The sequence below is a fragment of the Xanthomonas sacchari genome, assembly GCF_024266585.1.
GTDB classification, from domain to species: domain Bacteria; phylum Pseudomonadota; class Gammaproteobacteria; order Xanthomonadales; family Xanthomonadaceae; genus Xanthomonas_A; species Xanthomonas_A sacchari_C.
The window spans coordinates 785277-804783 of sequence record NZ_CP100647.1; the positions used below are offsets into that span (position 1 = coordinate 785277).

A 19507-nucleotide genomic window follows, 5' to 3' on the forward strand; every position below is an offset into this window, starting at 1 on the left:
ACCCCTCCCACCACGACAGGACCACGCACCATGCACACCCAACCCTTCATCGGCGCCAAGGAATACTTCCCCGGCATCGGCCGCATCCCCTTCGAAGGCCGCGGCTCGGACAATCCGCTCGCCTTCAAGGTCTACGACGCCGACAAGGTCGTCGGCGGCAAGACCCTGCAGGAACATCTGCGCTTTGCAGTCTGCTACTGGCACACCTTCTGCAACGCCGGGCAGGATCCGTTCGGCCCGGGCACGCGCCACTTCCCCTGGGAGGTCGGCGCGCCGATGGCCAGCGCCGAGGCGAAAGTGGATGCGGCGTTCGAGTTCTTCACCAAGCTCGGCGTGCCCTACTGGTGCTTCCACGACATCGACCTGGCGCCGGACGCCGACGATGCCGGGCAGTACGAGAAGAACCTCAAGCACATGGTCGGCCTGGCCAAGGCGCGCCAGCACGCGACCGGGATCAAGCTGCTGTGGGGCACGGCCAATCTGTTCTCGCATCCGCGCTACATGAACGGTGCCGCGACCAATCCCGATTTCGCGGTGGTGGCGCGCGCTGCGGTACAGGTGAAGGCGGCGCTGGAGGCGACGGTGGAACTGGGCGGCGAACACTACGTGTTCTGGGGCGGCCGCGAAGGCTACGCCTCGCTGGTGAACACACAGATGAAGCGCGAACTCGAGCACTTCGCGCGCTTCCTCACGATGGCGCGCGACTACGGCCGCAGCATCGGCCTGAAAGGGAACTTCCTGATCGAGCCCAAGCCGATGGAGCCGATGAAGCACCAGTACGACTTCGACAGCGCGACGGTGGTGGGTTTCCTCAAAGAGCACGGCCTGGACAAGGACTTCAAGCTCAACATCGAAGCCAACCACGCCACGCTCTCCGGCCACACCTTCGAGCACGATCTGCAGGTCGCCTCCGATCACGGCCTGCTCGGCAGCATCGACGCCAACCGCGGCAATGCGCAGAACGGCTGGGATACCGACCAGTTCCCCACCGACCTGTACGACACCGTGGGCGCCATGCTGGTGGTGCTGCGCCAGGGCGGGCTGGAGGGCGGCCTGAATTTCGACGCCAAGGTGCGCCGCGAATCGACCGAGCTCGAGGATCTGTTCGTTGCCCACATCGGCGGCATGGATGCCTTCGCCCGCGGGCTGGAAGTGGCCCATGCGCTGCTCAACGACTCGCCTTGGGAACAATGGCGCCAGGAGCGCTATGCCAGCTTCGACAGCGGCGCCGGCAAGGAATTCGCGCGCGGCGCGCTCGGTCTCGCCGAGCTGGCGGCGCTTGGGGCGAAGGGGGGCGAGCCGCGGCAGATCAGCGGCCGGCAGGAGCGCTACGAGAACCTGATCAACCAGTACCTGCTGCGCTGAGCGCGGCGGCAAGGAGGAGCGCCGTGACCGACCACCCTTCCACCCGCAACAGCGGCGCTGTGCTGGCCGCGCTGCTGCTCGCGCTCATCGCCTGCAAGGGCGATGTGCAGGCCGCGACGCCTGCCCCGGCGGAGGCCAGCCCCTGGCCCAACGTGACCTGGCCGCTGCCCGAGGATCCCGCGCTGGAACAGCGCCTCAGCAACCTGATCGCCACCATGACGGTGGAAGAAAAAGTCGGCCAGCTGGTGCAGGGCGATATCGGCAGCCTCACTCCGGAGGATCTGCGCACGTATCGGCTGGGGTCGATCCTGGCCGGCGGCAACTCCGATCCCGGCGGCCGCTACGATGCCACGCCCGCCGAATGGCTGGCGCTGGCCGATGCGTTCTATGCGGCGTCGATGGACACCGCGCACGGCGGCAAGGCGATTCCGGTGCTGTTCGGCATCGACGCCGTGCACGGGCAGAGCAACATCGTCGGCGCGACCCTGTTCCCGCACAACATCGGCCTGGGCGCGACCCGCAACCCGGCGCTGCTGCGCCGTATCGGCGAAATCACCGCGCTGGAGACCCGCGCGACCGGCATGGAGTGGACCTTCGCGCCGACCGTGGCGGTGCCGCAGGACGATCGCTGGGGGCGTACCTACGAGGGCTACTCGGAGTCGCCCGAGGTGGTGGCCAGCTATGCCGGCGCGATGGTCGAGGGACTGCAGGGCAAGGTGGGCACGCCGGCGTTCCTCGATGGCCGCCATGTGATCGCCTCGGTCAAGCACTTCCTGGGCGATGGCGGCACCACCGACGGCAGGGACCAGGGCGATACCAGGATCGGCGAAGCCGAACTGGTGCGCATCCATGCCGCCGGCTATCCCCCGGCCATCGCCGCGGGCGCGCAGACCGCGATGGCCTCGTTCAACAGCGTCAACGGCGAAAAGATGCATGGCCACAAGGGCTACCTGACCGATGCGCTGAAAGGGCGCATGCACTTCGGCGGCTTCGTGGTGGGCGACTGGAACGGCCACGGACAGGTCAAGGGCTGCACGCCCACCGACTGCCCCGCCACCATCAACGCCGGCCTGGACATGGCCATGGCCTCGGACAGCTGGAAAGGCTTCTACACCACCACGCTGGCGGCGGTGAAGAACGGCACCATTTCGCAACAGCGCCTGGACGATGCGGTGCGCCGCATCCTGCGGGTCAAGATGCGGCTGGGCCTGTTCGAAGCGGGCAAGCCATCGGCGCGCGCGGTCGGCGGGCAGTTCGCGCTGATCGGTGCGCCGGCGCATCGCGCAGTGGCGCGGCAGGCGGTGCGCGAGTCGCTGGTGCTGCTGAAGAACCAGGGCGGCGTGCTGCCGCTGTCGCCGAAGCAGCGCATCCTGGTGGCCGGCGACGGCGCCAACGACGTCGGCAAGCAAGCCGGCGGCTGGACGCTGAACTGGCAGGGTACCGGCACCACGCGCAAGGACTTCCCGAACGCGGACTCCATCTACGACGGCTTCGCGCAGCAGGCCAAGGCGGCAGGCGGTGAGGCCATCCTCGCGGTCGACGGCAAGTACACGACCAAGCCGGATGTGGCCGTGGTGGTGTTCGGCGAGACCCCCTACGCGGAGTTCCAGGGCGATCGGCCGACCCTGGCCTACAAGCCGGGCGACGACACCGACCTGGCGTTGATCAAGCGGCTCAAGGCCGACGGCATCCCCGTGGTCGCGGTGTTCCTCAGCGGACGCCCGCTGTGGGTCAACCGGGAACTCAATGCCGCCGATGCCTTCGTGGCGGCGTGGCTGCCGGGCTCGGAAGGCGCCGGCGTGGCCGATGTGCTGCTGCGCAACCCGCAGGGCGGCGTGCAGCACGACTTCAAGGGCACGCTGAGCTTCAGTTGGCCGCGCACGGCCACGCAATACGCCAACAACGTGGGGCAGACGCACTACGACCCGCTGTTCGCCTTCGGCTACGGCTTGCGCTATGCCGACAACGGCGATCTGCCCAAGTTGCCCGAAGTCTCCGGCCTCACCGGCAACGAAGGCGCGGCCGGGGTGTTCTTCGTCCGCGGTGCGGCCGGCCCGGGCCTGGCGCTGCGCCTGGAAGGGGCCAATGGGCAGGGCGTGACCGTCACCCGGGTGCCGGAATCGCTCGATGGCGCACTGCTGAAGGTCACCGGCGTGGACCACCTGGCGCAGGAGGATGGCCGCCGTCTCGCCTGGTCGGGCGGGCGCGAGGCGGTGGTCGCGCTGCAGTCGCATACGCCGCTGGACCTGCAGCGCGAGAGCAACGGCGACCTGATGCTGGTGACCACGCTGCGGGTCGACGCCGCCGCGCAGGGCGAGGCGTGGCTGGCGGTCGGCTGCGGCAGCGGCTGCGCGGCGCGGGTGGCGATCGGGCCGACGCTGGCGGCACTGCCGGTGGGCCAGTGGAAGCGCGTCGGCGTGCCGCTCAAGTGCCTGGCGGCGGCCGGCGCGGACCTGAGCAAGCTGGATCGCCCCTGGGCGCTGGCGACCGCGGGCACGATGACGCTCTCGGTGTCGCGGGTCGCGCTCGGCGCGCTGAACGAAGCACAGACCACCGTCGCATGCCCGAGCGCGTGAGCCGGCGTCCTGCGCTAGCGCCCCTTGGGCGGGCTGGCGACCGAACCGCGCGTCACCAGCCGGTGCGGGACCACGTGGTCGCTGGACACGCGCGCGTCGTCGCGCCTGTGGCGGATGCTGCGCAGCAGGATGTCGATGGCGGCATCGGCCATCGAGGCGATCGGTTGATGGATGGTGGTGAGCTCCGGCCAGACGGTCGTGGCGGCCGAGGTGTCGTCGAAGCCCACCACCGACAGGTCGCGGGGCACCTCCAGGCCGCGCCGGTGCGCGACCGAGATCGCCGCCGCGCCCATGTCGTCGTTGCTGGCGAAGATCGCGGTCGGCGGCCGCCGCTGCGACAGCAGCTTCTCGGCGGCGGCCAGGCCCGAGCGGTAGGTGTAGTCCCCTTGCTGGACCAGGCCGGGTTCGACCTTCAGCCCGGCCTCCTGCAGGGCGGTGGCGAAGCCTTCGTAGCGCCGCGCGCTGGCGCTGAGGTCCTGGCGGCCGCGGATGAAGCCGATGCGCCGGTGGCCGTGCCGGATCAGGTGGTCGGCCATCTCCTTGCCGGCGTGGAAGTCGTCGATGCGCACGCAGGAGATCGCGTCGCTGAGGCGGCCGGAGGCGATCGCGACCACCGGGATGCCGGCCTTGACCAGCTCGGTCACCGCCGCCTGCGATTCGCACAACGGCGGCGGCAGGATGACGCCATCCACGCGTCCGCCCAGGGCGCGCGCGGCCTTGCGCTCGGCGTCGGCGTCCAGGTCCTCCCAATAGTGGATGACCAACTGGATGGCGGCGTTGGAGGCGACGCGCAGCAGGCCGACCAGCAGCTCGCGCAGGTAGGCACCGCTGGGATTGGTGTAGATCAGGGCGATGCGCGTGTGCTGCGCGGCGGCCAGCGAACTGGCGGCCAGGTTGGGCGTGTAGCCCAGCTCGCGCACCGCGCGCATCACGCGCTCGCGGGTGGCATCGCGCACCTTGCCGTGGTTGATCGCGCGCGAGACGGTCATCGGCGAGACCCCGGCCAGGGCCGCCACCTCGTCGATCGTCACCCCGCTGGTCTTGCGGCGCACCGCTTTCTTCGGCTTCTCCAAAACGCGTTCCCTTTGTTCTGCTTGACGCTGCCGCGCCGCGGGCACGCCGTCAGCTTACAAGGTTTGCTGGCGGTGCTTTTGCATCGTTCGGATGTCATTCGGTGTCACTGGATGCTGGGCGCTGCGATGGCCTTGATGGCCTGCGCGGGCAGCACGTGCGCCGAGGATGGCGCCGCGCTGTGGATGCGCTACGTCCCCTCCCAAGGCGCCGTACGCGCGATGGACGGCCGCATGCGCCTGGACGAGGTGGTGGCGCCGGCGCGGACGCCGACGCAGCGTGTCGCGCGCGACGAACTGGTGCGTGGCCTGAGCGGCCTGCTGGGCCGCGCGCCGGCGACGCCGGCGGTGGCGAGCGGCGACCACGCGGTGGTGCTGGGCACGCCGCAGTCGTCGCCTTCGCTTGCGCCGTTCCGCGCGCAGATCGCGGCGCTGGGCGAGGAGGGTTACCTGCTCAAGCGCGTCCGCCTCGATGGGCGCGCGGTGTTGCTGGTGGCCGCACGCCGGGACATCGGCGTGCTGTACGGCGTGTTCCATCTGCTGCGACTGCTGCAGACCGGCGCGTCGCTGGACACGCTCGAGGTGCAGGAGTCGCCGCGGATCCGGCTGCGCGTGCTCGACCATTGGGACGACCTGGACGGCCATGTCGAGCGCGGCTATGCGGGCCGCTCGCTGTGGGACTGGCAGAGCCTGCCGGAGTGGCGCGACCCGCGCTACACCGACTACGCGCGCGCCAATGCCTCGCTGGGCATCAACGGTACCGTGCTGAACAACGTCAATGCCAACGCGCTGAGCCTGGCGCCGGATTATCTGGAAAAGGCGGCGGCGCTGGCCGACGTGTTCCGGCCCTACGGCATCCGCGTGTACCTGAGCGCACGCTTCAGCGCGCCCATCGAACTGGGTGGGTTGAAGACCGCCGATCCGCGCGATCCGGCCGTGCAGCGCTGGTGGCGCGACAAGGCCGACGAGATCTATGCGCGCATTCCGGATTTCGGCGGCTTCCTGGTCAAGGCCAATTCGGAAGGCCAGCCCGGCCCGCAAGACTATGGCCGCTCGCATGCCGACGGCGCCAACCTGCTGGCCGATGCGCTGGCCCCGCACGGCGGCGTGGTGATGTGGCGGGCGTTCGTCTATGCCCACGAGGTGCCGGCGGACCGCGCCACGCAGGCGTACACCGAGTTCGTCGGCCTCGACGGCGCGTTCCGCCCGAACGTGATCGTGCAGGTCAAGAACGGCCCCATCGACTTCCAGCCGCGCGAGCCCTTCCATCCGCTGTTCGGCGCGCTGCCGCGCACGCCGCTGATGCTGGAATTCCAGATCACCAAGGAATATCTCGGCTTCGCCACGCACCTGGTGTACCTGGGGCCGCTGTACGAGGAAGTCCTGCAGTCCGACACCCACGCCCGCGGCGCGGGCTCCACGGTGGCGGACGTGGTGGAGGGTTCATTGGAGGGCCATGCCCTGACCGGCATCGCCGGCGTCGCCAATATCGGCAACGACCGCACCTGGAGCGGTTCGCACTTCGACCAGGCCAACTGGTACGCCTTCGGCCGTCTGGCCTGGAATCCGCATCAATCCGCCCGTGGCATCGCGGCGGAATGGGCGGCGATGACGTTCTCGCCGGCGCCGGAGGTGGTGCAGCCCATCGTCGCGATGATGATGGGCTCGCGCGAGGCCGCGGTGAACTACATGACCCCGCTGGGCCTGCACCACCTGATGGCGCGCGGCCACCACTACGGCCCCGGCCCCTGGGTGGACGGCGGCCCGCGTGCGGACTGGACCTCGGTGTACTACCACCGTGCCGATCGCGATGGCATCGGCTTCGACCGCACCGCCCGCGGCAGCAATGCGGTGGGCCAGTACGCGCCCGCGGTGGCGGCCGTGTACGGCGACCTGGCGCGGGTGCCCGAGCCGTTGCTGTTGTGGTTCCACCACGTGCCGTGGGAGCACCGCATGGCCTCCGGGCGGCCGCTGTGGGACGAACTGGTCGGGCGCTATGCGCTGGGCGTGCGCCAGGTGCGGGCCATGCAGGCGACCTGGGACGGCCTGCGCGGCAAGGTGGATGCCGAGCGGCATGCGCAGGTGGCGGCCTTCCTGCGCATCCAGTTGCGCGAAGCGCAGTGGTGGCGCGATGCCAGCGTGGCGTACTTCCAGTCGGTGAGCGGGCGGCCGTTGCCTACAGGCGAAGCGCCGCCGCCGCATCCGCTGGCCTGGTATCAGGCGCTGCAGTTTCCTTCCGCACCCGGAGATGGACGATGAAGCCGACAACGTGGAGAGGCCGGCTGCTGGCAGCGGCCCTGGGCTGCTGCGCCGCGCCCTGCATGGCGCAGCAAGCGGCGCCGCCGCTGTTGCATCCGCTGTTTCAGGACCACGCCGTGCTGCAGCGCGACCGGCCGATGCCGGTCTGGGGGAACGCCGCGCCGGGTACCACGGTGTCGGTGACCTTCGCCCGGCAGTCGGTCAGCGTACGCGCCGATGCCGGCGGCCGCTGGCGTGCGACGCTCAAGCCGGTCGCCGCCGGTGGGCCTTACGACATGACAGTGCGCGCGGGACAGGATCGCCAGGTCGTGCGCGATGTGCTGATGGGCGATGTCTGGCTGTGTTCCGGGCAATCGAACATGGAACTGCCGGTGTGGCGCGCGCTGGATGCGGGCCGCGAACTGGCCGCGGCCACCCAGCCGAGCATCCGCCTGTTCACCGTCCCCAAGGCCGCGGCGGTCACGCCGCAGGACGCGTTTCCGGCTGCCGTCGCGTGGCGACCTGCATCGCCCGAGACGGTACGGGAGTTTTCCGCCGCCTGCTTCTACTTCGCCCGCGAACTGCAGAAGACGGTCAAGGTGCCGATGGGGCTGATCCAGGCGGCCTGGGGCGGATCGCGGATCGAGGCCTGGACCAGCGCCGAGGCCCTGCGCGCGCAGGGCGGCATGGACGCCGCGCTCGACGTGCTGGCGCAGTCTGCCACCGATCCCGTCGCGGCGAGCGCGCGCTGGGGCCGGCACTGGCAGCAGTGGTGGAGCACGCGCGCCGGTGCCGAGCCGGGCGATACGCCGTGGCAGCCCGGCGCCGACGGCAAGGGGTGGCAGGACGCACCGGCCGCGCTCGGCGCATGGGAGCACTGGGGCGTGCCCGCGCTCGCCGACTACAACGGCATGGTCTGGTACCGCACGCAGGTCCGCCTGACCGCCGCACAGGCGGTGCAGGGCGCACGGCTGGTGCTGGGGCCGGTCGACGAGACGGACATGACCTGGGTGAACGGCGTGGCCGTGGGCAGCCAGAACGCGCCGAGCGATCCGCGCCGGTATGCGCTTCCACCCGGCCTGTTGAAGGCGGGGCTCAACACGGTGGTGGTCAACGTGCTGGATACCTACGGCGAGGGTGGACTGGCAGGCCCCGCGAGCGCCCAGGCCGTGCAGTTGGACGATGGCACGCGGATCGCCCTGGATTCGCCTTGGCAGTACCGGGTCGCGCCCGATCCACAGTCACCGCCGCTGGCGCCGTGGCACGCCGCCTCGGGCATGGCGACGCTGTACAACGGCATGATCGCGCCGCTCGGGGCGTACGGGCTGCGGGGAATGCTGTGGTACCAGGGCGAATCCAACACCGGCGACGGCGCCGCCTACGCGACGCGGCTGCGTGGCTTGCGCGACGACTGGCGCCGCCGCTTCGGCGCGGCGACGCCGCTGCTGGTGGTGCAGTTGGCCGGCTACGGTCGCCCGCCGCAGGCGCCGACGGAGAGCGGCTGGGCGCAGGTACGCGAGGCGCAGCGCCGCGTGGCCGCAGAAGACCCGCATAGCGGCCTCGCGGTGGCCATCGACATCGGCGACGCCTACGACATCCATCCGCCGAACAAGCAGGAACTGGGGCGGCGCCTGGCCCAGGCGGCGCGCCATGTGGTCTACGGCGAACGCGCACTGGCCCCGTCCGGCCCGACCCCACGCACGGCATCGCGCGCGCAGCATGCGGTGCGGATCGCGTTCGACGACGTCGTCGGGACGCTGGCCACGACCGGTGCGAACGGCCCCATCGGCTTCGAACTCTGCGACGCGCAGGCGCAGCAGTGTCGTTATGCCGATGCCGCGCTGGACGGGCGCGACGTGCTCCTGCACAGCCCGCAGGCCGCAACCGCCGCCCGCGTCCGCTACTGCTGGGCCGACGGCCCGGTCTGCACGTTGCGCGACGGTTCCGGCGCGCCGGCGGGGCCGTTCGAACTCTCCCTCCCCGCTGCAGAGGTGCCCTGATGCGTTCGCTGCTCGCCACTGCCCTCCTGTTGCTGTCCGCCGCGCTGCAGCCGCTGCGGGCCGCGCCGGCACCGCCGGTCTACTTCGACTGGTTCGAATACGCCGGGCGCGATGCGGCCTTCGAGGCGCCGTTGCCGGCCGGGCACTACCGCAACCCGATCCTGGCCGGCTTCCACGCGGACCCGAGCATCGTCGGCGCGAACGGGCGGTTCTATCTGGTCAATTCCAGCTTCACCTATTTCCCGGGCATCCCGGTGTTCGAGAGCGTCGATCTGGTGCACTGGACGCAGATCGGCAACGTGATCGACCGCCCGACGCAACTGGACTTCGATGGCCTGAGCGTGTCGCGCGGCATCTTCGCGCCGGCCATCGCCTACCACGACGGGATGTTCTACGTGGTCACCACCGCCGTGGACAGCGGCGGCAACTTCATCGCCACCGCGCGCGATCCCGCCGGCCCCTGGTCGGACCCGCACTGGCTGCCAGGCATCGGTGGCATCGATCCGTCGCTGTTCTTCGATGAAGACGGCCGCGTCTACCTGCTCAACAACGATGAGCCGTCCGGCCCGGCGCGCTACCCAGGCCACCGCGCGATCTGGATGCAGCAGCTCGACCCGGCGACCTTCACCCCGGTGGGACCGCGCAAGGTGCTGATCGACGGCGGTGTGGAGCCGGCGAAGAATCCGATCTGGATCGAGGGGCCGCATCTGTATCGCCGCGATGGCTGGTACTACCTCTCCGATGCCGAAGGCGGGACCGGGCCGCAGCATTCGCAGGTGGTGCTGCGCAGCCGCGACGTGTGGGGGCCTTACCTGCCGTACGCGGGCAATCCGATCCTCACCCAGCGCGACCTGCCCGACGACCGGCCGCTGCCGATCGCCAATGCCGGTCACGCAGACATGGTCGAAGGGCCGGACGGTTCCTGGTGGGCGGTATTCCTGGCCAGCCGCACCTACGACGTGCGCCACTACAACACCGGGCGCGAGACCTACCTGCTGCCGGTGCAGTGGCGCGACGGCTGGCCGGTGATCCTGCCGGCCGGGCAGGCCATCCCGTATGCGGTCAAGGCGCCGTCGTGGATGCGGGGCGAGGCGTCGCAGGCCCCGTCCACCGGCAACTTCGTCGAGCGCGACGAGTTCGACGCGTCGACGCTCGGCCGCGGCTGGTTGCGCGTGCGCGTGCCCAAGCAGGACTGGGCGGACCTGCGCGCGCGGCCGGGGTACTTGGCCGTGCATCCGCTGCCGGAGAACCTGGACACCCTGCGCAACCCCGCGTTCCTGGGGCGCCGCCAGCAGCACCTGCGGTTCGAGGCCAGCACCGCACTGACGCGCCCGGCGGCGGGCGTGGCGGCAGGGCTTGCGGCGTTCCAGAACGAGACCTGGTGGTACTTCCTTGGCGTGCGCCGTGTGGGCCGCGATCGCGTGGTGGTCTTCCTCGAAGCGAGGGAGGGCAAGGGCGCGACCAAGACGCTGGCCAGCCGCGAACTGGACGTGTCCAGCGCGCTGCGCCTGAAGATATCGGGTGACGAAGGGACGTATGCCTTCGCGTTCGACACCGGCGCGGGGCAGGGCTGGCAGACCCTCGCCGACGACGTCGACGGGACCGTGTTGAGTACGGATCGGGCAGGCGGCTTCGTGGGCGCCCTGCTGGGTCCTTTCGCGCGCGACGAGCGTGCCTCGAGGAGCAAACAATGATGACGCGCAGATCTTCCTTTCGCAGCGGCGTTCGCGGCCGCCTGTTCCGCACGCTGGCGCTGTGCGTCGCCACCACGCTGGCCGGCGTCGGCCATGCCGCGGATACCAAGCCGTGGCAAGACACCTCGGCCAGCTTCGAGGACCGGGCGGCGGCGCTGGTCGCGCAGATGACGCTGGAGGAAAAAGCGGCGCAGATGCAGAACGCCGCGCCGGCGATCGAACGCCTGGGCGTGCCGGCCTACGACTGGTGGAACGAGGCGCTGCACGGCGTGGCGCGGGCCGGGCAGGCCACGGTGTTTCCGCAGGCCATCGGGTTGGCCGCCACCTTCGACGTGCCGTTGATGGGGCAGGTGGCCACCACCATCAGCGACGAGGCGCGCGCCAAGCACCACCAGTTCCTCCGCGAGGGCGCGCATGGCCGCTACCAGGGGCTGACCTTCTGGTCGCCGAACATCAACATCTTCCGCGACCCGCGCTGGGGGCGCGGCCAGGAAACCTACGGCGAGGATCCCTACCTCACCGCGCGCATGGGCGTGGCCTTCGTGCAGGGATTGCAGGGCGACGATCCGGTGTACCGCAAGCTCGACGCTACCGCCAAACACTTCGCCGTGCACAGCGGCCCGGAAGCCGACCGCCACCACTTCGATGCGCGCCCGAGCAAGCGCGACCTCTACGACACCTACCTGCCGGCGTTCGAGGCGCTGGTGAAGGAGGGCAAGGTGGATGCGGTGATGGGCGCCTACAACCGGGTGTACGGCGAGTCCGCCAGCGCCAGCCGGTTCCTGTTGCGCGATGTGCTGCGCCGCGACTGGGGCTTCAAGGGGTATGTGGTGTCGGACTGCTGGGCCATCGTCGACATCTGGAAGCACCACCACCTGGTGCCCAGCCGCGAGGCCGCCGCCGCGCTGGCGGTCAGGAACGGCACCGAACTGGAGTGCGGCCAGGAGTACGCCACGCTGCCGGCGGCAGTGCGCCAGGGCCTGATCGGCGAAGCGGAGATCGACGACGCGGTGACGCGCCTGTTCGCCGCGCGGATGCGGCTGGGCATGTTCGATCCGCCGGAACGCGTACGCTGGGCGCGGATCCCCGCCTCGGTGAACCAGGCGCCCGCGCACGATGCGCTGGCCCTGCAGGCGGCGCAGGAATCGCTGGTGCTGCTGAAGAACGATGGCGTGCTGCCGCTGTCGCGCGACCTCAAGCGCATCGCCGTGGTCGGCCCGACCGCCGGCGACACCATGGCCCTGCTCGGCAACTACTTCGGCACCCCGGCGGCGCCGGTGACCATCCTGCAGGGCATCCGCGACGCGGCCAAGGGCATCGAGGTGCGCTATGCGCGCGGCGTGGATCTGGTCGAAGGGCGCGAGGATCCCGGCGCCACGCCGCTGATCGAGGCGGCGTATCTGCGGCCTTCGGCCGACTCCCCGGAACGCGGCCTGCGCGGCGAGTACTTCCGCACGCCGGATCTGTCGGGGACGCCGGCGCTGGTGCGCACCGACGCGCAGGTCGGCTTCCGCTGGGACCGCGGCTCGCCGACCGACAACCTGCTGGCCCGTGGCGAAGCGGGGCCGGGGCAGGGCATTCCCAACGATCACTTCAGCATCCGCTGGAGCGGCCAGCTGCTGCCGCCGGTCTCGGGTCGCTACCGGATCGAGGCGGCCGCCGATGATGGCTTCCGCCTCTATGTCGACGGCAAGCTGGTGCTGGATCACTGGACCGACAGCGACCGCATGCGCGCCGACGGCGTGGACCTGGACCTGCAGGCCGGCCGCGCCTATGCGGTGACGCTGGAGTACTACGACGCCGAGCGCGACGCCGGCGTGCGCCTGGGCTGGCGCATGCCCGGCGCGAAGCCGCCGTTTGAGGAGGCGCTGGATGCCGCGCGCAACGCGGAGGTGGTGGTGTTCGTCGGCGGACTGACCGGCGATGTCGAGGGCGAAGAGATGAAGGTCGACTACCCGGGCTTCGCCGGCGGCGACCGCACCGACCTGCGCCTGCCCGCGCCGCAGCGTGCCTTGCTGGAAGCGCTGCACGCCACCGGCAAGCCGGTGGTGATGGTGCTGACCGGCGGCTCGGCGCTGGCGGTGGACTGGGCCCAGGCGCATCTGTCGGCGATCCTGATGAGCTGGTATCCGGGGCAGCGCGGCGGCACCGCGGTGGGCCAGGCGCTGTTCGGCGAGGTCAACCCCGCCGGCCGCCTGCCGGTGACGTTCTACCGGGCGGACCAGGCGCTGCCCGCGTTCGACGACTACGCGATGGAAGGCCGCACCTACCGCTACTTCCGCGGCACGCCGCTGTACCCGTTCGGCCACGGGCTGTCGTATACCCGCTTCGACTACGGCAAGCTGCGCCTGGATGCGCCGCGCATCGCCGACGACGGACGCCTCAAGCTGCAGGTGGAGGTGGCCAACACCGGCAAGCGCGCCGGCGACGAAGTCGCGCAGCTGTACGTGCGGCGGCTGGCGGCCGCGCCCGGCGATGCGCAGCAGGCGCTGCGTGGGTTCCAGCGCGTTCGCCTGGCCCCTGGCGAGCGGCGGACCCTGAGCTTCGAGCTGGATGCGCAACAGGCGCTGCGTCAGTACGACGACGCGCGCGACACCTATGTCGTGCCGGCGGGGGACTACGAAGTGCGCATCGGCGGCTCCAGCGCCGATGCCCGCGTGCGCGCCCGCTTCACCGTGGAGGCGGCCCGTGAGTGATTCCCCGCGCATGGAGGTCGCCGCGCACACGTTGTCGGTGCGGGAGAAGCTGGGCTACAGCCTGGGCGACCTGGCGGCGAACCTGATCTTCCAGACGCTGATCACCTACCTGGCCTTCTTCTACACCGATGTGTACCGATTGCCGCCGGCCACGGCGGCGACGATCATCTTCGCGATCGGCCTGCTGGGCGCGTTCGTGTTCACCCCGCTGATCGGCATTGCCGCCGACCGCACGGCGACCCGCTGGGGCAAGTTCCGGCCCTGGATCCTGTGGACGGCGATCCCGTTCGGCGTGCTGTCGCTGCTGGCCTTCAGCACCCCGGACCTGGGCGCGCGCGGCAAGGTCGTCTATGCCGTGACCACCTATGGCCTGCTGATGCTGGTGTACGCGGCCAACAACCTGCCGTACTCCGCGCTCAGCGGCGTGCTCACCGGCAACATGGATCAGCGCAACAGCCTGTCGGCCTACCGCTTCGTGGCGGTGATGATCGCGCAGTTCATCATCCAGGTGCTGCTGTTGCCGCTGGTGCTGATCCTGGGCGACGGCGACAACGTGCGCGGCTTCGAGCGCTTGATGACGGTGTTCGCTGTGGTAGGCACGCTGTTCTTCCTGATCACCTTCGCCACCACCCGCGAGCGCATCGTCCCGGCCAAGGAACAGTCTGCCGGCGTGCTGCAGGACCTGTCCGACTTGCTGCACAACCGGCCGTGGAAGGTGATGCTGGCGTTGACGGTGCTGGTCTTCGTCAACCTGGCGCTGAAGGGGGGCACCTACATCTACTATTTCCAGTATTACCTGAGCGAGGCCGCGCTGGCCGGCTTTCTCGATGCCTCCGGCTTCAACGGGTTCATCGGCGGAGTGAACGCGCTGCTCAGCGGATGGGGCCTGTCCGGCTTCACCTGGCCGCAGGACCCGGCGACCTCGGCATTCAGCCTGTTCAACGCCTGCGGCATCCTGTGCATGATCCTGGGCATCGGGGGCTCCCGGCGCCTGGCCGACCGCTTCGGCAAGCGCGATGCCTTCGGCGGCGCGCTGCTGCTGTCCACCGTGTTCCTGCTGGTGTTCTACGTCCTGCCGCCCACCGCGATCGGCGTGGCCTTCGGTGCCTTCATGCTGCACGGGTTCTGCTATGGCATCACCATCCCGCTGCTGTGGGCGATGATCGCCGACGTCGCCGACTATTCCGAGTGGACGAACCATCGCCGCGCCACCGCGATCATCTTCTCGGCGATGTTGTGCGGGCTGAAGATCGGGCTCAGCATCGGCGGCGCGCTGGTCGCCGGCATCCTCGCGCACCACGGCTACCAGGCGGGCGCGGACCAGCAGCCGCAGGCCGTGGTGGACGGCATCCGCCTGACCGTCAGCGTCTACAGCGCCATCCCGTTCCTGCTCGCGGTGGCGTTGCTGTTCTTCTACCGGATCGACAAGCGCATGGAGCTGCGCATCGAACACGACCTGCAGGCGCGTCGCCAGGGAAGCGACCCGAGCGAGTTCAGCGACCTCGGCCACCTCGCGGCGCACGCCATCGCGCAACCGCTGGTCACGCACATCTACACGGCCGATCCGTCGGCGCACGTGTTCGAGGGACGCCTGTACATCTATCCCTCGCACGACATCGACAGCGGCGCACCGTTCGACGACGACGGCGGCCACTTCGGCATGGAGGACTACCACGTGCTGCGCATGGACACGCCCGACGGCGCGGCCACCGATTGCGGCGTCGCCCTGCATGTGCGCGACGTGCCGTGGGCCAGCCGGCAGATGTGGGCGCCGGACGCGGCCACCCGCGGCGGCCGCTATTACCTGTATTTCCCGGCCAAGGACGCGCAGGGCCTGTTCCGCATCGGCGTGGCGGTGGCCGATCGCCCGGAAGGCCCGTTCGCCGCCGAGCCAGAGCCGATCGCCGGCACCTACTCGATCGACCCGGCCGTCTTCGAGGACGACGACGGCGCGCACTACCTCTGCTTCGGCGGCATCTGGGGCGGCCAGTTGCAGAAGTACCGCGACGACCGCTTTGATGCGGCGCACGTCGAGCCCGAGGGCGATGCGCCGGCGCTGGGGCCGCGGATCGCCCGGCTGGACCCGGGCATGACCCGGCTGGCGGAGCGCACGCGGGAAATCGTGATCCTCGACGAGCACGGGCAACCGTTGCGCGCCGACGACCATGCGCGTCGCTTCTTCGAGGGACCGTGGCTGCACAAGGACCAGGGCCGCTACTACCTGTCGTACTCCACCGGCGATACGCACCTGCTGTGTTACGCCACGGGCGACAGCCCATATGGCCCGTTCACCTATCGCGGCGTGCTGCTGAAGCCGGTAGTGGGCTGGACCACGCACCACTCCATCTGCGCGTTCCAGGGGCGCTGGTACCTGTTCTACCACGACGCCCTGCTGTCCGGCGGCGTCACCCACCTGCGCTCGGTCAAGTGCACGCCGCTGCACGTCCAGCCGGATGGGAGCATTGGTACTGTCGATCCCTATGGCGGCTGAGAGGTCGTCGCAGTGACCGCCTGTTGGAGTCAGCCGTCATGCAGCCGGGAAGCGCGAAGCGATGCGCTTTCCGATGGCGCAGTGCGTCGGGACTGAAGTCCCTCCCACAGTACCCCCGGCGGGCGCGTCGTAAGCCCCTGTGGGAGCGACTTCAGTCGCGACGAGTGAAACCATCCAACGACCGATGGCGACAGCAGTCGGGACCGAAGTCCCTCCCACAGTGCACCTGGCGGTCTCGCCGCAAGCCCCTGTGGGAGTGACTTCAGTGGCGACGAGTGAAACCATCCAATGACCGATGGCAACAGCGGTCGGGACCGAAGTCTTTCCCACAGTGCCCCGTTGGGCGCGCCGTAAGCCCCTGTGGGAGCGACTTCAGTCGCGACGAGTGAAACCATCTAACGACCGATTGCGACAGCAGTCGGCACTGAAGTCCCTCGCACAGTGCACCTGGCGGGCGCGCCGTAAGCCCCTGTGGGAGCGACTTCAGTCGCGACGAGTGAAACCATCCAACGACCGATTGCTGCAGCGGTCGGGACTGAAGTCCCTCCCACAGTGCACCTGGCGGTCTCGCCGTAAACCCCTGTGGGAGCGACTTCAGTCGCGACGAGTGAAGCCATCCAATGACCGATTGCTGCAGCGGTCGGGACTGAGTCCCTCCCACAATTGCGCCAGCCAGCCAGGCGCGGTGCCTTTAATCCGACCGCGGCAACAGCTCCAAGCCCTGGATCTCGCGAATCCCCAACCCAGGCGCTTCGCCAATCCGGATCTGCGCCTCGTCGAACTGCACCCCGCCGACCACCGGATCGAACGCCCCCAGCGACGGCCCGTCCAGGTCCACCTTGGTGATGACGTCCGCGCGGGCCACCGCCAGGTGCGCCGCCGCCGCCACGCCGATGCTCGATTCGAGCATGCAGCCGATCATGCACGGCACCCCGTACACCGCGGCGATGTCGGCGATGCGCAGCGCGTTGGACAGGCCGCCGGCCTTGATCAGCTTGATGTTGACGATGTCCGCCGCGCGCCGCTGCAGCAGCGCGATCGCCTGCGCCGGCGAGAACACGCTCTCGTCGGCCATCACCGGGGTCTGCACGCGCTCGGTCACGTACTGCAGGCCGTCCACGTCGCCGGCCTTGACCGGCTGCTCCAGCAGTTCCAGCGTCACCCCGGCGCGCTCCAGCGCATGCATCGCCTGCACCGCCTGCTTCGGCGTCCAGCCCTGGTTGGCGTCCAGGCGCAGCTGCGCGCGGCCGTCGACCGCGGCGTGGATCGCTTTGACCCGTGCGATGTCCTCGGCCAGATCGGTGCCGATCTTGATCTTCAGTGCCACGAAGCCGCGCGCCAGCGCCGACAGCGCGTCGGCCACCATCGTGTCCACGGCATTCACGCTGATGGTGAGGTCGGTGCTCAGGTGCGGCGTGCCGCCGCCGAGCAGGCGGTACAGCGGTGCGCCATGCTGCTGCGCCCACAGGTCGTGCACGGCGATCTCCATCGCCGCCTTGGCGCTGCTGTTGTGCTCCAGCGCGCCCTGGATCAGACCGCGCAGGCGCTGCAGGTCGGCGATGTCCTCGCCGATCAGGCGTGGCGCCAGGCAGCGTTCGATCGCCGCGATGATCGACCCGTGGGTGTCGCCGGTGATCGGCGGGGTGGCCGGGGCGCTGCCATGGCCGATCCGGCCATCGTCGGTGTGGACCAGGACCACCACGTCCTCGATCGCCTGCACGGTGCGCAGTGCGGTCTTGAACGGGGTCTTCAGCGGCACGCGCAGCATGCCCAGGCGGATCTCGGTGATCTTCATTCGGTGGTCGGTGCGCGCAGGCGCTGGATGCGGGTGATGCGGTCGATGAACGGCGTGCCGTCGCCGAGCAGCAGCGGTTCCAGCGGGGTCACCGAGACGCCGTTGAGGCGCACGCGCTGCAGCTGGCCGCTGGCGTCGCGGTAACTGGCGCCGGCCACGTCGTGGATCACCCAGGTCTGGCCGTCTTCGTGGCCGATCACCAGCATCACGTGGCCGGGGATGTAGACCAGGTCGCCGACGCGCAGCCGCGCCAGCGCCTGCCGGCGCTGCGGCAGCGGGTCGGTGGCGGTGTAGGGCACCGAGGCCAGCGCCGGACTGCGCGCCTGGTCGCCGGTGTTGCGCGGCAGGTCGATGCCGAGGCTGCGATGGAGGTCGAGCACGAAGCCGCTGCAGTCGCGTGCGTCGTAACTGTTGCCCCAGCCGTAGCGCTCGCCGAGGAACTTGAACGCCTGCCGCAGCAGGGACTGCGGCGTGGCCGGCAGCGGCGCCTCAGCGACGTCGGCGCTGCGTGGCACCAGCGCGGGCACCAACTGCAGCCGCCCGTCGCGGTCGCGCAGCGGCAACTGCACCACGTAGGCGGCCAGCGGCGACTGGCCGTTGACCGCCCGCAGCGGCGGCCAGTCGCGCAGCAGCGGCAGGGCGCTGCCCATGTCCAGCGCCACCTGCGAGGCCGCCGGCAGCTCCGGGGTGAACACGGTGGATGCGCGCGCGCCGGTGACCAGCAGCCGCGGCGTGCGCTGCGCGTACGCCAGCACGCTGGCGCGGTCGGCCTCGGCGATGCGGTCGCGGGCGATCCAGGCGGCGTAGTTGTTCGCCAGCACGAACAGCCACTGCCCATCGGCGCTGGCGTGCAGGATCGCCACCGCGCTGCCTGGATACAGCGCCGATTCCTGGAAGCGGTCGATGTCGCGATCGTCGCGGTCGCTGAACACGCGCTCGGCGGTCGGGAAGCGCCGCAGGTCGGCGCGTTGCACCACCAGCGCATAGCGCGGCTGCACCTGCGCCGGCAGCGCGTCCAGCGCCAGCGCGCGTTGCAGCGCCTGCAATCGCGCGGGGTCGAGAACGGTGCCCTGCGCATCGTAGAGCGTGCGCGTCGGCGGCGCCGACAGCGCCAGGATATGCGTGCGGACCTGCGCGCCGGGCAGCTGCGCCGGCAGTGCGGCGAGGTCGTGCATCGACGGATCCTCGCGCAACAGCCGGGCGTTGAACGCGTCGCGCTGCGCCGCCTGCAGCAGCGGTGGCGACGTGGCCGGTAGCCGTGCGATCCAGTGCGCGGCCTGCAACTGCGCCGGCTGTGCCTGCAGCGGCAGCGCATCGGCGGCACGTGCCGTCGCGATGGCCCCGCTCGCCGCCGCGGCGAGCAACAGGCACAGGCCGCGCATCGTGATCATGGAATCCCGCTGTCTGGAAAGAAGGCCGGCGCGTGCTGCGCGCCGACGCCAGGATCTTCGAGTCCCGGTTTTTCTCTGTCAAGGCGCTGCGTTGACAGGTTTTCCGAGCGCGTGTTACATCCGAACGCGCAGGGCGCGCGTGGCGATGGCGCTGGGGGACGTGCGCGTACCGCACGGCAGCGCCGCGTCCG

At 70.3% G+C, this 19507-nt stretch carries 10 protein-coding genes and 1 pseudogene; 8 read left to right on the forward strand and 3 right to left on the reverse strand.

The features are described from left to right. Positions 1–30: 30 nt before the first annotated feature. Positions 31–1365: a xylose isomerase gene (gene xylA / locus NKJ47_RS03285; RefSeq protein ID WP_254460117.1), complete on the forward strand. Its 1335-nt coding sequence runs from the start codon at positions 31–33 to the stop codon at positions 1363–1365. A 23-nt stretch (positions 1366–1388) separates the two neighbouring features. Continuing rightward, on the forward strand, positions 1389–3941 hold the full coding sequence (locus NKJ47_RS03290) for a glycoside hydrolase family 3 protein (protein WP_302329804.1): 2553 nt from the start codon (positions 1389–1391) through the stop codon (positions 3939–3941). Positions 3942–3955: 14 nt separating this feature from the next. Here NKJ47_RS03290 and NKJ47_RS03295 read toward each other — a convergent pair whose 3' ends face one another. Then, a complete protein-coding gene (locus NKJ47_RS03295) occupies positions 3956–5014 on the reverse strand; it encodes a LacI family DNA-binding transcriptional regulator (RefSeq protein ID WP_254460118.1) in 1059 nt (352 codons plus the stop codon). A 111-nt stretch (positions 5015–5125) separates the two neighbouring features. Here NKJ47_RS03295 and NKJ47_RS03300 point away from each other — a divergent pair, with 111 nt between their 5' ends. The 6 genes and pseudogenes from NKJ47_RS03300 (at position 5126) to NKJ47_RS03325 (ending at position 16130) form a co-directional block, all read left to right on the forward strand. Next, entirely contained in the window at positions 5126–7270 is a 2145-nt protein-coding gene (locus NKJ47_RS03300; protein ID WP_302329805.1) for an alpha-glucuronidase family glycosyl hydrolase, read from the forward strand. Next, the gene (locus tag NKJ47_RS03305) at positions 7267–9249 is read left to right on the forward strand and encodes a sialate O-acetylesterase (RefSeq protein WP_429002515.1); all 1983 of its coding nucleotides are present in this window, start codon (positions 7267–7269) and stop codon (positions 9247–9249) included. The genes NKJ47_RS03300 and NKJ47_RS03305 overlap by 4 nt, the downstream gene beginning before the upstream one ends. Beyond that, positions 9249–10943 carry a glycoside hydrolase family 43 protein gene (locus NKJ47_RS03310; RefSeq protein WP_254460119.1) on the forward strand — a complete coding sequence of 565 codons (1695 nt, stop codon included), beginning with the start codon at positions 9249–9251 and terminating at the stop codon, positions 10941–10943. The genes NKJ47_RS03305 and NKJ47_RS03310 overlap by 1 nt, the downstream gene beginning before the upstream one ends. After that, complete coding sequence (locus NKJ47_RS03315) at positions 10940–13639, forward strand: glycoside hydrolase family 3 protein (protein WP_254460120.1); 2700 nt, start codon at positions 10940–10942, stop codon at positions 13637–13639. The genes NKJ47_RS03310 and NKJ47_RS03315 overlap by 4 nt, the downstream gene beginning before the upstream one ends. Positions 13640–13649: 10 nt before the next feature. Continuing rightward, a pseudogene (locus tag NKJ47_RS03320) lies at positions 13650–15128 on the forward strand (MFS transporter); the annotation flags it as partial. 36 nt (positions 15129–15164) lie between these two features. Then, on the forward strand, positions 15165–16130 hold the full coding sequence (locus NKJ47_RS03325) for a glycoside hydrolase family 43 protein (protein ID WP_343237533.1): 966 nt from the start codon (positions 15165–15167) through the stop codon (positions 16128–16130). 691 nt (positions 16131–16821) lie between these two features. Here the strand turns inward: NKJ47_RS03325 and NKJ47_RS03330 are convergent. Together NKJ47_RS03330 and NKJ47_RS03335 are read right to left on the reverse strand one after the other, a co-directional pair. Next, entirely contained in the window at positions 16822–17925 is a 1104-nt protein-coding gene (locus NKJ47_RS03330; RefSeq protein WP_254460121.1) for a dipeptide epimerase, read from the reverse strand. Beyond that, a complete protein-coding gene (locus NKJ47_RS03335; protein ID WP_254460122.1) occupies positions 17922–19316 on the reverse strand; it encodes an SH3 domain-containing protein in 1395 nt (464 codons plus the stop codon). The genes NKJ47_RS03330 and NKJ47_RS03335 overlap by 4 nt, the downstream gene beginning before the upstream one ends. Between the last annotated feature and the right edge of the window lie 191 nt (positions 19317–19507).

Coding starts and splice junctions, on each gene's coding strand:
- xylA (WP_254460117.1), top strand. CDS start 31: ATGCACACCCAACCCTTCATCGGCGCCAAGGAATACTTCCCCGGCATC.
- NKJ47_RS03300 (WP_302329805.1), top strand. CDS start 5,126: ATGCTGGGCGCTGCGATGGCCTTGATGGCCTGCGCGGGCAGCACGTGC.
- NKJ47_RS03305 (WP_429002515.1), top strand. CDS start 7,267: ATGAAGCCGACAACGTGGAGAGGCCGGCTGCTGGCAGCGGCCCTGGGC.
- NKJ47_RS03310 (WP_254460119.1), top strand. CDS start 9,249: ATGCGTTCGCTGCTCGCCACTGCCCTCCTGTTGCTGTCCGCCGCGCTG.
- NKJ47_RS03315 (WP_254460120.1), top strand. CDS start 10,940: ATGATGACGCGCAGATCTTCCTTTCGCAGCGGCGTTCGCGGCCGCCTG.
- NKJ47_RS03330 (WP_254460121.1), bottom strand. CDS start 17,925: ATGAAGATCACCGAGATCCGCCTGGGCATGCTGCGCGTGCCGCTGAAG.
- NKJ47_RS03335 (WP_254460122.1), bottom strand. CDS start 19,316: ATGATCACGATGCGCGGCCTGTGCCTGTTGCTCGCCGCGGCGGCGAGC.